The organism is Streptomyces sp. NBC_01314 (assembly GCF_041435215.1).
Lineage (GTDB): Bacteria > Actinomycetota > Actinomycetes > Streptomycetales > Streptomycetaceae > Streptomyces.
Map to the genome: position 1 here is coordinate 9,238,862 of NZ_CP108394.1, position 13,138 is coordinate 9,251,999.

At 70.5% G+C, this 13,138-nt stretch carries 14 protein-coding genes; 7 read left to right on the forward strand and 7 right to left on the reverse strand.

Translation table 11 applies throughout. The features are described 5' to 3' along the window. Positions 1–51 precede the first annotated feature (51 nt). Complete coding sequence (locus tag OG622_RS40690; RefSeq protein ID WP_371581714.1) at positions 52–198, forward strand: SCO1431 family membrane protein; 147 nt, start codon at positions 52–54, stop codon at positions 196–198. A gap of 103 nt (positions 199–301) precedes the next feature. Continuing rightward, positions 302–961: a TetR/AcrR family transcriptional regulator gene (locus OG622_RS40695; protein ID WP_371581716.1), complete on the forward strand. Its 660-nt coding sequence runs from the start codon at positions 302–304 to the stop codon at positions 959–961. A gap of 87 nt (positions 962–1,048) precedes the next feature. On the opposite strand, the gene OG622_RS40700 is transcribed toward OG622_RS40695, so the two are convergent. Further along, positions 1,049–2,296, reverse strand: a complete 1,248-nt coding sequence (locus OG622_RS40700) for a glycoside hydrolase family 18 protein (protein WP_371584373.1) — start codon at positions 2,294–2,296, stop codon at positions 1,049–1,051. A 359-nt stretch (positions 2,297–2,655) separates the two neighbouring features. Here OG622_RS40700 and OG622_RS40705 point away from each other — a divergent pair, with 359 nt between their 5' ends. After that, positions 2,656–3,864: an acyl-CoA dehydrogenase family protein gene (locus tag OG622_RS40705; RefSeq protein ID WP_371581717.1), complete on the forward strand. Its 1,209-nt coding sequence runs from the start codon at positions 2,656–2,658 to the stop codon at positions 3,862–3,864. On the opposite strand, the gene OG622_RS40710 is transcribed toward OG622_RS40705, so the two are convergent. Both OG622_RS40710 and OG622_RS40715 read right to left on the reverse strand, forming a co-directional pair. Beyond that, positions 3,827–4,126 carry a hypothetical protein gene (locus tag OG622_RS40710; RefSeq protein WP_371581718.1) on the reverse strand — a complete coding sequence of 100 codons (300 nt, stop codon included), beginning with the start codon at positions 4,124–4,126 and terminating at the stop codon, positions 3,827–3,829. The two genes, OG622_RS40705 and OG622_RS40710, sit on opposite strands and share 38 nt — an antisense overlap. A 139-nt stretch (positions 4,127–4,265) precedes the next feature. Further along, positions 4,266–4,691: a hypothetical protein gene (locus tag OG622_RS40715; protein WP_371581720.1), complete on the reverse strand. Its 426-nt coding sequence runs from the start codon at positions 4,689–4,691 to the stop codon at positions 4,266–4,268. Between the two features lie 269 nt (positions 4,692–4,960). Here OG622_RS40715 and OG622_RS40720 point away from each other — a divergent pair, with 269 nt between their 5' ends. The 4 genes from OG622_RS40720 (at position 4,961) to fxsA (ending at position 9,380) form a co-directional block, all read left to right on the forward strand. After that, positions 4,961–5,401: an Lrp/AsnC family transcriptional regulator gene (locus tag OG622_RS40720; RefSeq protein WP_086753677.1), complete on the forward strand. Its 441-nt coding sequence runs from the start codon at positions 4,961–4,963 to the stop codon at positions 5,399–5,401. Positions 5,402–5,627: 226 nt separating this feature from the next. Then, the gene (locus tag OG622_RS40725; protein ID WP_371581721.1) at positions 5,628–7,232 is read left to right on the forward strand and encodes an amidohydrolase; all 1,605 of its coding nucleotides are present in this window, start codon (positions 5,628–5,630) and stop codon (positions 7,230–7,232) included. 612 nt (positions 7,233–7,844) lie between these two features. Beyond that, positions 7,845–8,660: a polyprenol monophosphomannose synthase gene (locus OG622_RS40730; RefSeq protein ID WP_371581722.1), complete on the forward strand. Its 816-nt coding sequence runs from the start codon at positions 7,845–7,847 to the stop codon at positions 8,658–8,660. Between the two features lie 114 nt (positions 8,661–8,774). After that, entirely contained in the window at positions 8,775–9,380 is a 606-nt protein-coding gene (gene fxsA / locus OG622_RS40735; protein WP_371581724.1) for an FxsA family membrane protein, read from the forward strand. 231 nt (positions 9,381–9,611) lie between these two features. On the opposite strand, the gene OG622_RS40740 is transcribed toward fxsA, so the two are convergent. The 4 genes from OG622_RS40740 to OG622_RS40755 form a co-directional block, all read right to left on the reverse strand. Then, the gene (locus tag OG622_RS40740) at positions 9,612–9,986 is read right to left on the reverse strand and encodes an RNA polymerase-binding protein RbpA (RefSeq protein ID WP_003977404.1); all 375 of its coding nucleotides are present in this window, start codon (positions 9,984–9,986) and stop codon (positions 9,612–9,614) included. 266 nt (positions 9,987–10,252) lie between these two features. Beyond that, the gene (locus OG622_RS40745; protein WP_371581726.1) at positions 10,253–11,617 is read right to left on the reverse strand and encodes an MFS transporter; all 1,365 of its coding nucleotides are present in this window, start codon (positions 11,615–11,617) and stop codon (positions 10,253–10,255) included. A 41-nt stretch (positions 11,618–11,658) separates the two neighbouring features. Further along, positions 11,659–12,426: a glycerophosphodiester phosphodiesterase gene (locus tag OG622_RS40750; protein WP_371581727.1), complete on the reverse strand. Its 768-nt coding sequence runs from the start codon at positions 12,424–12,426 to the stop codon at positions 11,659–11,661. Next, positions 12,423–13,043: a YitT family protein gene (locus OG622_RS40755; protein ID WP_371584374.1), complete on the reverse strand. Its 621-nt coding sequence runs from the start codon at positions 13,041–13,043 to the stop codon at positions 12,423–12,425. The genes OG622_RS40750 and OG622_RS40755 overlap by 4 nt, the downstream gene beginning before the upstream one ends. Between the last annotated feature and the right edge of the window lie 95 nt (positions 13,044–13,138).

The window sequence follows — 13,138 nt, forward strand, 5'->3', positions numbered from 1 at the left end:
GACGGAACGGTGGGGGAGCCCACCGCACGCCGATCACACCAGCGAGCTGCCATGACCGCGACCTCCGCCACCGCCAACCGTGTCCAGAGCCGTACGGGCGGCCCCAAGGACGACGGCCCGAAGATCGTCGAGCACATCATGGGCTGGACCCTGGTGGTGGTCGTCGCGATGCTGGTGACGCAGTTGGGTCTGCTGTGACCTGATCCGCCGCTCGATTCTGTCGATCAGAGTCGAACAAGCAGGTGGTAAGGGTCTGCCATACTGCGGTTGTTCCGCTGGCAGTTGGAGACCAGGACCGAAATTGAATAGTAGTCAACAGCGTGGTGTCGAACCGCCGCGGGCCCGCGGGACCGACCGTTCGCTGGCGCGCCGCGCCGAACTCATCTCCATCGGGCGCAAGTTGTTCGCCGACACGTCGTACGACACGCTGTCGATGGACGACATCGCGCGGCAGGCGCACGTGGCCAAGGGACTGATCTACTACTACTTCAAGTCCAAGCGCGGCTACTACCTCGCGATCGTCGAGGACTCGGTCGCCGATCTGATCACCTTCGCGGCGAGCGGCCTCCAACTGCCGCCCGTGGAGCGGGTGCACCGGACCATGGAAAGCTATCTGCGCTACGCGGAGGACAACCAGGCCGCGTATCGCACGATCGTCACCGGCGGCGTCGGCTTCGACGCCCAGGTGCACGCCATCCGGGACGGCGTCCGCGAGGCCATCGTCGCCACCATCGCCGAGGGCGCGTACGGCAGGAGCGACATCGAACCGGTGGCCCGCATGGGCCTGTTCGGCTGGGTGTGCGCGGTCGAGGGCGCCACCCTCGACTGGATCGGCCGCCCGGAGCTGCCCCGCGACACCATGCGCGATCTGTTCGTCAAGATGCTGGGCGGCTCGCTGCGGGCCATCGAGGAGCTGGCCCCGGCCTACCTCGCACCGGAACCCGCCCGCCGCGACACCTGAGCGGCGCCGGAGCCGGCGACACCCGGCGAACGCACTCGGGGTGGGGGTCCGGTGAGCGACTCCCACCCCAAGCCCCCGTAGCGGCGGCTACTTGATCGCCTTGATCAGCTCACCGTTCGCCGTGTCCCCGCTGAGCTCCCAGAAGAACGTGCCGCCCAGACCCTGTGCGTTCTTGTAGGCCATCTTTCCCTTGATGGTCTGCGGGGTGTCGTAACTCCACCAGTCGTCACCGCACTTGGCGTACGCGGTGCCGCCGACGATTCCGTTGGCCGGGCACGTCGCCTTCAGGACCTTGTAGTCCTCGTAGCCCGCCTCGTACGTCCCCGCCGCCGGACCGGTCGCGGTGCCGCCGGGCGCCGACCGGGTCACACCGGTCCAGCCGCGTCCGTAGAAGCCGATGCCGAGCAGCAGCTTGGACGGCGGGACGCCGAGGCTCCTCAGCTTCTTGATGGTGGCAGCGGTGTTGAACGCCTTGTCGGCGATGCCGGGGTACGGGTACAGCGGGGAGTGCGGGGCGGTGGTCGCGTCCCACGAGCCGAAGTAGTCGTACGTCATCGGGTTGTACCAGTCGACGTACTTCGCGGCGCCCGCGTAGTCCGCCGCGTCGATCTTTCCGCCGCTCCTGGCGTCGGCAGTGATCGCCGCGGTGACCAGCTCCTTCTTGCCGAATCGTTTACGCAGTGCCGCCATCACGTCCTCGAAGGCTTCGCTGCCACTTGTGTCGCAGGTGAGGCCGCAGGCGTTCGGGTACTCCCAGTCGATGTCGATGCCGTCGAAGACGTCCCTCCACCTGGAGTTCTCGACGAGGTCGTAGCAGGAGTTCGCGAAGGCCTCGGGGTCCTTCGCCGCCTCGCCGAAGCCGCCGGACCAGGTCCAGCCGCCGAAGGACCAGATGATCTTGAGGTTCGGGTGCAGCTTCTTCAGCTTGCGCAGCTGGTTGAAGCTGCCGCTCAGCGGCTGGTCCGCGGTGTCGGCGACACCGTCCACGGACTCCTCGGCCGTGAAGGGCTTGTCGGTGTCCGCCCAGGGGTCGCCGATCGCGCACTTGCCGTCGACGACGTTGCCGAACGCGTAGTTGATGTGCGTGAGCTTCTTCGCCGAGCCGGACGTCTCGATGTTCTTGACGTAGTACTGGCGGCCGTAGATGCCCCAGTCGATGAAGTAGCCGACGACCTTCGAGTGGGGCGCGCCGGGCGCGTGCGGCCGGGTGCCGGACTTCGCGGCGGTGGCGGTCGCGGTTCCCGCTCCGGCGAGGAGCCCGGCGCCGAGGGCGGCGCAACACGTGGCGGCGACAAGCGTTCTGACGGGGACGCGGGAGCTGTGCGGTCTGAGCATCGTGACTCCGGGGGAGGGGAGCATGGCGGGGAGGATGGGTGCTGCCTGGACCTGCTGTGCCGATGGCATGAACACGGTGGCGCGTTGTGGGGGAGACCGTAGTGGACTAGACCACTGGGGTCAATGGTTCGGACCAATCGCGGCGGGGTGCGGGCGGGCCGTCCAATGTGTCCCAATGAACGCTCGTTAACTGGTGACTCGCTGCTCCGGATCGGGCATACTCCAAGCGCCACCGCCGCTGATCAGCGGCTTCCGTGATCCGGAGGAGGACCATCGGCTGTGGCACGTGAGACCCGGTGGCGCCACTTCATCCCCTGTGCGTGTCCGCCGTAGTGCCCGACAGGGAGGAGAGCGTCGCCATGTCCGACCGCGCCCCGCAGCCGGTGGATCGTCAACTGCCCACGGAAGAGGCCCGGGATCTGATCTCGCTCGTCCGGGAGATCGCGCAGCGGGAGATCGCCCCGCACGCGGCCGAGGAGGAGGACGCCGGCCGCTTCCCGCGCGAACTCTTCGGCCTGCTCTCGGAGTCGGGACTGCTCGGCCTGCCGTACGACTCGGAACACGGCGGCGGTGACCAGCCGTACGAGGTCTATCTCCAGGTCCTGGAAGAGCTCGCCATGGCCCGCCTCACCGTGGGCCTCGGTGTGAGTGTCCACACCCTCGCGTGCCACGCCCTCGCCAACTACGGCACCAAGGAGCAGCAGGCCGAGCATCTGCCGGCGATGCTCGGCGGCCGTCTGCTCGGCGCGTACTGCCTCTCCGAGCCCGCGTCCGGATCGGACGCCGCGTCGCTGCGGACGAAGGCCGTGCGGGAGGGCGGGGGCCCCTCCCGCACGGGCGGAGCCGAGAGCGGGGGAGACTGGGTGATCACCGGCACCAAGGCCTGGATCACCCACGGCGGCATCGCCGACTTCTACACGGTCATGGCCCGCACGGGCGGCGAGGGCTCCCGGGGCATCACTGCCTTCCTGGTGCCCGGCGACGCCGAGGGGCTGAGCGCCGCGGCGCCCGAGAAGAAGATGGGCATGAAGGGCTCACCCACCGCGCAGCTCCACTACGACGGGGTGCGCGTCGCCGACAGCCGGCGCCTCGGCGAGGAGGGCCAGGGCTTCGCGATCGCCCTGTCCGCGCTCGACTCCGGGCGGCTCGGCATCGCGGCCTGCGCGATCGGCGTGGCCCAGGCGGCGCTGGACGAGGCGGTCGAATACGCCACCGGACGGCGGCAGTTCGGGCGGCCGATCGCCGACTTCCAGGGGCTGCGCTTCATGCTCGCGGACATGGCGACGCAGATAGAGGCGGGCCGGGCGCTCTATCTCTCCGCCGCCCGGCTGCGCGACGCGGGCCGGCCCTTCTCCAAGCAGGCGGCCATGGCGAAGCTGCTGTGCACCGATGCGGCGATGAAGGTCACCACCGACGCCGTGCAGATCCTCGGCGGATACGGCTACACGGCGGACTTCCCCGCCGAGCGGTACATGCGCGAGGCCAAGGTGCTCCAGATCGTCGAGGGCACCAATCAGATCCAGCGCATGGTCATCGCCCGTCACCTCGCGGGGCCCGAGTCACGCTGAACGAGCCGCGGAAGAAGTCGGGCACGGCGAAGGGATCCCTGGTGGTGTCGAACTGGTCGAGGCCGCTCGGCGGCGTCGCCAGTCGCACCCACTCCGGATCGTGACGCCCCGGCAGGGTGCGACCTCGGTCGGCCCAAGTCCGCAGCAGGGCCCGGTAGATCGGCGGGTCCTGCGGCTGGGCCGGCCCCTGAGGAAGCGATTCTGCCGAAGCCGGCACGAAAATGTGACGCCGACGCCCGGGCACCGAAAATGTTGGGGTCATACCGGGCCAACGCGCGTGCGGGTGGGCCGGTCACCACTCCCGGGAATCGTGCCTGAGTTCGCGACGCGACCGAACGGGGCAGGACGACGGGTCCTGCCCGCCGGGCACGCGGACGGCTCGCGCCGGACAGGCCCTGGAATCAGGCTGCTTGGCTCCGCATCACCGGCACAGGCATCGGGCGCGAGCCCGGGCCGCCGACGTGCGAGAAAGGCTGTGTGCGCCAGTCGAGGCCCTGGGGGAGCGTCAATAGAAGGGCGGTCTCCTGCACCTGCGGCTCGACGGACTCGTCCGCGGGCCGGGCGTCGCCGGCCGAACGGCCCGTGCCGGCGCAGACCGTGAGCCCGAACGGGTTCCACGGCGACACGACCAGCGCGTGCTCGGGCAGGTTGTCCTCGTCGGACAGCAGGGCGATGGGCTGGGCGCAGTCCGGGCAGAACACCCGGTACATGTCGAAGGTGTCGTACGCGTCGAACTCGTCGTCCGGTTCGACGCCCTCCGGCTCAAGATCGACGACCGCCTGGAGTCGCTTGGGTGCGGTACGACCAGGGCGCTTAAGACTCTGCATGGAATTCTCCCCCTCGGGCTGGGTCGTGAAGGCGCTGCGGCCTCCGACCACAGCAAGCACTTCCCGCCCCGTCCCGACGGTAATCGCGAGATCATCACAGAGCCTGTTCGGGTGCTGTGGTCTTCGTCACATGCCGCCCGCAGATGCCCGGCGCGGCGACGCTGTCACCCGTATGGCGTACAGACGGCCCTCGGTCACATCACGAACCGGGCATGACCAGCGCCGCTCGGGTACCGGAGGCGATCAACCGCCCTGTAGGTTCTTGCGCCATGGAGGAGCTGGACCGACAGATCGTGCAGCTGCTCGTCGCGGACGGGCGGATGAGCTACACCGACCTGGGCAAGGCCACGGGCCTGTCCACGTCGGCGGTGCATCAGCGTGTGCGCCGACTTGAGCAGCGTGGCGTCATCCGGGGCTATGCCGCGGTCGTCGACCCGGAGGCCGTCGGGCTGCCCATGACCGCGTTCATCTCGGTCAAACCCTTCGACCCCAGCGCCCCCGACGACATCGCCGAACGCCTTGCCGGCGTCCCGGAGATCGAGGCCTGCCACAGCGTGGCCGGCGAGGAGAACTACATCCTCAAGGTTCGCGTGGCGACCCCGCACGAACTGGAGGAACTCCTGGCCCGACTCCGGTCCCTGGCGGGGGTGTCGACGCGCACGACGGTGGTCCTGTCCACGCCGTACGAGGCGAGGCCGCCGAGAATCTGACCGGTACGGTCGGCCGCCGGCACGCCGCGTACAGGGGGCGCGGAGTCGTTCGTGCGCGCCCTACGCGCCGGCGTCGGCCGATCGACCGCATTCCGGTCCGCCGGCCACGGCTGTGGACAGTCGTTGTTGCGCAGGGCGGAACGGGCGGGTGTGGCCGACAGCGCCGGGTGTCTTGGAAGCGCGGCCCAGGTGCGGCGCACCGCCCGGTACACGCGAAACTGTCCCCATGAGTGATCGCACCGCCCCGTCGAAAACCGTGTTGCTCCGCGGTGGAGAAGTCCACAGCCCCGCCGACCCGTTCGCCACCGCGATGGTCGTGGAACACGGCCAGATCGCCTGGGTCGGCTCCGAGGGCGCCGCCGACGCCTTCGGTGCCGGCGTCGACGAGGTGATCGACCTCGAAGGCGCCCTGGTCACCCCTGCGTTCACCGACGCCCACGTGCACACCACGGCCACCGGCCTCGCACTCACCGGCCTCGACCTCTCCGCCGCCCCCACCCTGGACGCCGCCCTCGTTCTCGTACGGGAATTCGCGGCAGCCCGCCCGGCCGACCGCGTCCTCCTCGGCCACGGCTGGGACGCCGCCCGCTGGCCCGGCGGCCGCCCACCGACCCGCGCCGAACTCGACGAGGCCACCGGTGGCCGCCCGCTCTACCTGAGCCGGATCGACGTCCACTCGGCGGTCGTCAGCACGGCCCTGCTCGACCTGGTCCCGGGCGCCGCCGCCTTCGAGGACGGCCCCCTCACCAGGGACGCGCACCACGCCGTACGTGCCACCGCCCTCGGTGCCGTCACCGCCGCCCAGCGCACCGAGGCCCAGCGGGCCGCCCTCGCCCACGCCGTGTCGCTCGGCATCGGCTCGGTCCACGAGTGCGGGGGCCCCGAGATCTCCTCCGAGGACGATTTCACGGGGTTGCTGCGGCTCGCCGCCGAGGAGCCCGGCCCGCGCGTGGTCGGCTACTGGGCGGAGCGCGACGTCGAGAGGGCGCGTGCCCTCGGGGCCCTCGGAGCTGCTGGCGACCTCTTCGTCGACGGAGCCCTCGGCTCGCACACCGCCTGTCTGCACGAGCCGTACGCCGACGCCGCGCACACCGGCACGGCGTACCTGGACGCGGCGGCCGTCGCCGCCCATGTGGTCGCCTGCACCGAGGCGGGCCTTCAGGCGGGCTTCCACGCCATCGGGGACGCCGCGGTGAGCTCCGTCGTCGAGGGAGTGCGCGCGGCCGCCGAGAAGGTCGGCCTGCCCCGAGTGAGGGCCGCCCGGCACCGCGTCGAGCACGCCGAGATGCTCACCCCCGAGACCGTCGCCGCCTTCGCCGAACTCGGCCTCACCGCCTCCGTCCAGCCCGCCTTCGACGCGCTGTGGGGCGGTGAGGAGGGCATGTACGCCCAGCGGCTGGGCGTGCAGCGCGCCCGCGCCCTCAACCCGTTCGCGGCCCTGCTGCGCGCCGGCGTGCCCCTGGCCTTCGGCTCCGACAGCCCGGTCACTCCCCTCGATCCGTGGGGCACCGTTCGCGCGGCGGCCTTCCACCGCACGCCGGAGCACCGGGTGTCCGTGCGCGCCGCGTTCACGGCGCACACGCGGGGCGGCTGGCGGGCGATCGGACGGGACGACGCGGGCGTCCTCGTACCGGGCGCGCCCGCGGACTACGCCGTGTGGCGTACCGGCGAACTCGTCGTCCAGGCCCCCGACGACCGCGTCGCCCGCTGGTCCACCGACCCCCGTTCCGGCACCCCCGGTCTGCCCGACCTGAGCCCCGGTGCCGACCTGCCCGTCTGTCTGCGGACCGTGGTGGCCGGGCGAACGGTTTTCGTACGGCCGGGTGAGTGATCTCCCACCCGGGCGCGGAGCCGAACACGGCTCCACGGCGCGCCGCGCGACCTGTGGCTCCTCCCCTCCGACCAGGCCTTTGTTGGTAACGCCGCAGGTCAGGAGGCAGTTGACAGTTGGCCGCAGGAGGCGGGTAGGTTCTGCCGGGTCCACCACCGGACGTCCGACCGGGAACTTCCGCGCGGTCGTCGGAGCGCCACTGGGTCAGGGATGGTATGCCGCACCGGCGCACCGCCACTGGGAGCCAGGCACAGGTTCGCGCTCCGGCGAGGGAACGTTCTGGCCCGGTCGGGTAGGTGTGACCCGGGTGGGGCCCGGACGCTCAGTAGACAACGGCTTTCGGTCGACCCGCAGCCAGCGGGCCCCAGGTCGGCCCGAAGGGCGTCGGGCCCCCATCCGCAGTGGACGGCATCCGTACCCCGTCCCGTCCCGCGTGGCCACGAGATGTGTTCTGCGGCGTCATGTGTCCTGCGGCAGTGCACAGGCTGCTCAGAGCGCGCTTCCGCACGCCTCCTGTCGAATCGACACCTCTCTGGACACCGGCCGACACTCCATCGCAGGCCGTGGCCACTATGGTGGTTCCTTGCGCACGGAGGACTTGAAGGGGCAGCAGTGAACGACGGCGACGGGACCCTCGCGGCGAAAGGCCAGGAGAGGCGGTTCGGCCCGCTCGGCACGGCCTTGGTGATCATCCCGACCTACAACGAGGCGGAGAACATCAAAGGGATCGTCGGCCGGGTGCGGAAGGCCGTTCCCGACGCGCACGTCCTGGTGGCCGACGACAACAGCCCCGACGGCACCGGCAAGCTCGCCGACGAGCTGGCCGCCAAGGACGACCGCGTCCAGGTGCTGCACCGCAAGGGCAAGGAAGGGCTGGGCGCCGCCTATCTGGCGGGTTTCCGCTGGGGCATGGAGCACGGCTACGGCGTCCTCATCGAGATGGACGCCGACGGCTCCCACCAGCCCGAGGAACTGCCCCGGCTGCTGACCGCGCTCAAGGGCGCCGACCTCGTCCTCGGCTCCCGCTGGGTGCCGGGCGGACGCGTGGTGAACTGGCCCAGGTCCCGCGAGTTCATCTCCCGCGGCGGCAGCCTCTACTCCCGTGTCCTGCTCGACGTCCCCGTCCGTGACGTCACCGGCGGTTACCGGGCCTTCCGCAGCGAGACCCTCGAAGGGCTCGGCCTCGACGAGGTCGCCTCCCAGGGCTACTGCTTCCAGGTCGACCTCGCCCGTCGCGCGGTCAAGGCGGGCTACCACGTCGTCGAGGTGCCCATCACCTTCGTCGAGCGCGAGCTGGGCGACTCCAAGATGAGCCGGGACATCCTCATCGAGGCGCTGTGGCGGGTCACGGCGTGGGGTGTGCGGGAGCGGGTCGGCAAGGTGCTGAGGCGGGACGACAGAGGATCCGCGGAAGGCAAACAGGGCTGAGACGTAGGGGCGTTCCGGCGGGCCCTGTGGGCTCTGTGGGCCCGTGGTGTGCCAACAGCCGTGCCTGATCATCCCCTTATCCCGTGCTGAGCCGGGGCCAGGCACACTGGGAGCATGACGACTGGCGCTCCGACCCCGACGTATCCCGCCCGGCCTCGGCGCTCCCGGCTGCGCACGTTTCTGCCGTTGGGTGTCGCCGCGTGGCTGGTGCTGGAGATCTGGCTGCTCACGGTGGTCGCGGGCGCGGCCGGTGGCTTCACGGTCTTCGTGCTTCTCGTCGCCGGATTCCTTGTCGGCTCCGCGGTGGTCAAGCGGGCCGGGCGGCGGGCGTTCCGGGTGCTGAGCGAGACGCTGCAACAGCAACAGCAACAGCAGCAGGACGGTGCGGGTGCGCCCGGCGCCGGGCGCGAATCGGGCAAGAGCGAGGGCAACGGGTTCCTGATGCTGGGTGGCCTGCTGCTGATGCTGCCGGGGTTGGTCTCCGACGCGGCGGGGCTGGTGCTGCTGATTCCGCCGGTGCAGAAGGCATTGGGGCGTTATACGGAGCGGGCCTTCGAGCGGAAGATCCGGGAGGCGGGTTCCGGGTCCCTCGGGGATGCCTTTCAGCAGGCCCGTATGCACCGGCCCGACGGCAAGGTGGTGCAGGGGGAAGTGATTCGGGACGATGAGCCTTCCGGGGGTGCGCCGTCCCAGGGGCCGCGCCCGCCGCTGAGCCGCTGAGCCGTTTTCTCGCCCCGCCGCGCCTGCCCGTCCCGCCTCCGGGGGCTGCCGCCCCTTCGGCCCTGCTTGGGCGGGCTCCTCTTCGGCCGCGGCCGAGTGGGGGTTCTCGCGCAGTTTCCCGCGCCTTCGGAGGGCGCGCAGGGCGCGAAAAAGACCGCGGGCGCCGTACAGGTTCGTACGGCGCCCGCGGTCATCTGTTGCGCTGTGTTGTCCGCCCGGCCCCCGGAGGGGCTACGCGGACTTGCGGCTGTCTCGCGGATGTACCGCGATGTTCATCGCGCCGGAGCGGAGAACCGCAAGACGCTCCTCAAGGACCTCTTCGAGTTCCTCACGGGTGCGCCGCTCCATCAGCATGTCCCAATGCGTACGCGCGGGCTTGGCCTTCTTTTCCTCAGGGCCGTCGCCGTCCACGAGGAGTGCTTGGGCCCCGCAGACCTTGCACTCCCACTCCGGCGGAATCTCCGCCTCGACCGAGAAGGGCATCTCAAAGCGGTGCCCCTTCTCGCATGCGTACTCCACGGCCTGGCGCGGAGCCAAGTCGATGCCGCGGTCCGTCTCGTAGCTGGTCACCACGAGGCGCGTGCCGCGAAGAGCTCGCTCACTCATGAATCGTGCCTCCCGGGCTTGTCGCCCACAGGACAGGTGTCGCTGTCGTCGTCATCCGGTCAACGTCCGGTCGGCGGTAAAGATTCCCGTTGCGTATCCCGTTCCGGGTCACGCGTCGCCGTCGTAGCCGCCCTTGTTGTACCCACCCGCGCCCGGTTTGTCACATCTGACAGCAGATGTCACGCAGCGTTTCGGCATCATTGACGCGCAGTAACGGTACGCCTGGCAGGCCAAACGCGTACACTACAGCCCTTTCGCTCCTGGCGCTAAATCCTGTCCGGTACGGGGTTGCCCGCGTCGCTGATCGCCCGGCGCACGGGAACCCTCGCGAGCAGGGCGAATCCCAGGACGAAGAAGGCCACCAGGGAGATGATCGCGTCCCGATAACTTCCGGTCAGCTGGTACGTCACACCGAACAGCAGCGGGCCCAGCCAGCTCATGCCGCGGTCGCTCATCTCGTACGCGGAGAAGTACTCGGCCTCCTTGCCGGGCGGTACGAGGTGGGAGAAGAGGGAGCGGGAGAGGGCCTGGCTGCCGCCGAGGACGAGACCGATGCCCGAGGCGAGGACGAAGAACCAGACGGGGGCGCCCGCCGGGAGGAAGTAGCCGGCGGCGAGGATCAGAGTCCAGGCGACCAGGGAGCCGAGGATCGTGCGCTTGGCGCCGTAGCGGCGGGAGAGCCGGCCCATGCCGAGGGCGCCGCACACCGCCAGGACCTGGACGAGCAGCACCGCCACGATGAGCGTGGACTGCTCCAGACCGAGTTCCTCGGAGCCGTACACCGAGGCCTGGGAGATCACCGTCTGGATGCCGTCGTTGTAGACGAGGTAGGCGAGGAGGAAGCTCAGGGTCAGCGGGTGGCGGCGCATGTCGCGGACGGTCGCCGCGAGCTGGCGCAGACCGGGCGCCGTCGCCTCCGCGGTCCCTTCGGACTCTCCCGCCGGGCGGCGGCGGTCGCGCAGGCGGCGGAGCGGGATGAGGGTGAAGGCCCCCCACCACAGGCCTGCCGAGGCCAGACAGATGCGGACCGCCATGCCCTCCGAGATGCCGAAGCTGTCGTGGGCGGTGAAGAGGATCAGGTTGCCGACGAGGACCAGTGAGCCGGCCGCGTAGCCGAACGCCCAGCCCCGTGAGGAGACGGCGTCGCGTTCCTCGGGGGGCGCGATCTGAGGGAGATAGGAGTTGTAGAGCATCATCGCCACGGACTGTGCCGCGTTCGCGACGATCAGCAGGAGGCCGCCGAGCAGGTAGCGGTCGCCGTCCAGGAAGAACATGCCGGCGGTCGCGGCGGCACCGACATAGGCGGCCGCGCCCAGAAGGGGCTTCTTGCGGCCCGTGCGGTCGGCCGCCGCGCCCACCAGAGGCATGATCACCACGGCGAGGATCACCGACAGGGACACCGAGTACGCGAAGAACGAGCCGGCGCGGACCGGTATGCCCAGAGGGTGTACATAACCGTCCGGGTCGGCGGCGGACTTGGCGACCTCGGTCAGATAGGGGCCGAGGAACACGGTCAGGACGCTGGTCGAGTAGACGGAGCAGGCCCAGTCGTAGAAGTACCAGCCGCGCTGCTCGCGCCGCCTGTCCGCGGCCTCGTCGGCCTCGTCCGTCCGCACGGTGTCGGTGCCCACCCGTGCCCCTCGCTTCCCAGTGAACGGGCCGCGTGAAGGCGTCAGACCCAAGTCCCCCGGTCCTCAAGCACCTTGCGCAGCGTGTCGATGTGATCGGTCATGATGCCATCGACGCCCAGGTCCAGGAGCCGGTGCATACGTTGCGGTTCGTTCACGGTCCAGACATGGACGTGCAGCCCGCGCGCGTGGGCGGCACGCACGAACCGCTGGTCGACCACGGGCACCCCGGACTGGGACTCCGGCACCTGTGCGGCGACCGCCGAGCGGCGCACCGAGGCCGGGACGCCCCAGGACCGCAGCCGCATCCCCAGGACGCCGCTGATGCCGTACGAGGTGGCCAGGCGTGGCCCGGCGAGGCGCTGGGCGCGGGCGACCCGGGACTCGGAGAAGGAACCCACGCAGACGCGGTTCCAGGACTCGGTGCGGGCGATCAGGTTGAGGAGGGGGTGGAGTGCGGGCTCCGCCTTGAGGTCGACGTTCCAGCGGACCTCGGGGAACGCTTCGAGGAGATCCTCGAAGAGGGGGACCGGCTCGACGCCCGCCACGCGCGCGTGCCCGATCTCCTTCCACGGCAGGTCCGCTATCCGGCCCGCCCTGTCGGTCATCCGGTCCAGGGTCGAGTCGTGGAAGGCGACCAGTTTGCCGTCGAGCGTGGCGTGGACATCGGTCTCGATGTAGCGGTAACCCGACTCCACCGCCCGCCGGAACTGGGCCATGGTGTTCTCCAGACCGTCGGCCGCCCCGCCCCGGTGGGCGAAGGCGATCGGGCCCGGATGGTCGAGATAGGGGTGGCGTATGAGGGCGGTCACCCGGGCAGTATGGCCCGCTCCGATGGACCGGTGGCAACGACCTTGCTGCCGGATTTCGAGGGGACGGCGAACAGCCGCAGGAAGAGCTGGGCGAGCGGGCCGATGGTGAGGGCGTAGAGGAGAGTGCCCACGCCGACCGTGCCGCCGAGGGCGAAGCCGGTCGCCAGGACCGCCACTTCCACGGCCGTCCGCATCAGCCGGACCGAGCGCCCGGTACGGCGGTGCAGTCCCGTCATCAGGCCGTCGCGCGGGCCCGGTCCGAACCGGGCCGCGATGTAGAGGCCGGTCGCCGCGCCGTTGAGCACGATCCCGCCGACGAGGAGGGGAATCCGTACGGCCATGGTGTGCGCCTCGGGCGCCAGGGCCAGCGTGGCGTCCATCGCGATGCCGACGACGAAGACGTTGGAGACCGTGCCGAGGCCCGGACGCTGGCGGAGCGGGATCCACAGGAGCAGCACCATCGCGCCCACGATGATCGACACCACGCCGATGGTCAGACCGGTCAGCTCCGCCAGGCCCTGGTGCAGCACGTTCCACGGCTCCAGACCGAAGCCCGCCTCCACGAGGAGCGCGGAGCTGGCCCCGTACAGCGCGAGGCCGGTGTAGAGCTGGGTCAGCCGTCGGCCCAGACGGCGCTGTGGATGGTCCTGCGGGTCCTGCTGCGGCTCGTGCTGTGCGGACAAGGCTTCCCCCTGGTGGTGCCGGTGGCCTG

What these genes read in the sequence shown, in the direction of transcription:
- OG622_RS40690 (WP_371581714.1), top strand. Translation starts at nt 52, where the DNA reads ATGACCGCGACCTCCGCCACCGCCAACCGTGTCCAGAGCCGTACGGGC.
- OG622_RS40700 (WP_371584373.1), bottom strand. Translation starts at nt 2,296, where the DNA reads ATGCTCAGACCGCACAGCTCCCGCGTCCCCGTCAGAACGCTTGTCGCC.
- OG622_RS40705 (WP_371581717.1), top strand. Translation starts at nt 2,656, where the DNA reads ATGTCCGACCGCGCCCCGCAGCCGGTGGATCGTCAACTGCCCACGGAA.
- OG622_RS40710 (WP_371581718.1), bottom strand. Translation starts at nt 4,126, where the DNA reads ATGACCCCAACATTTTCGGTGCCCGGGCGTCGGCGTCACATTTTCGTG.
- OG622_RS40715 (WP_371581720.1), bottom strand. Translation starts at nt 4,691, where the DNA reads ATGCAGAGTCTTAAGCGCCCTGGTCGTACCGCACCCAAGCGACTCCAG.
- OG622_RS40720 (WP_086753677.1), top strand. Translation starts at nt 4,961, where the DNA reads ATGGAGGAGCTGGACCGACAGATCGTGCAGCTGCTCGTCGCGGACGGG.
- OG622_RS40725 (WP_371581721.1), top strand. Translation starts at nt 5,628, where the DNA reads ATGAGTGATCGCACCGCCCCGTCGAAAACCGTGTTGCTCCGCGGTGGA.
- fxsA (WP_371581724.1), top strand. Translation starts at nt 8,775, where the DNA reads ATGACGACTGGCGCTCCGACCCCGACGTATCCCGCCCGGCCTCGGCGC.
- OG622_RS40740 (WP_003977404.1), bottom strand. Translation starts at nt 9,986, where the DNA reads ATGAGTGAGCGAGCTCTTCGCGGCACGCGCCTCGTGGTGACCAGCTAC.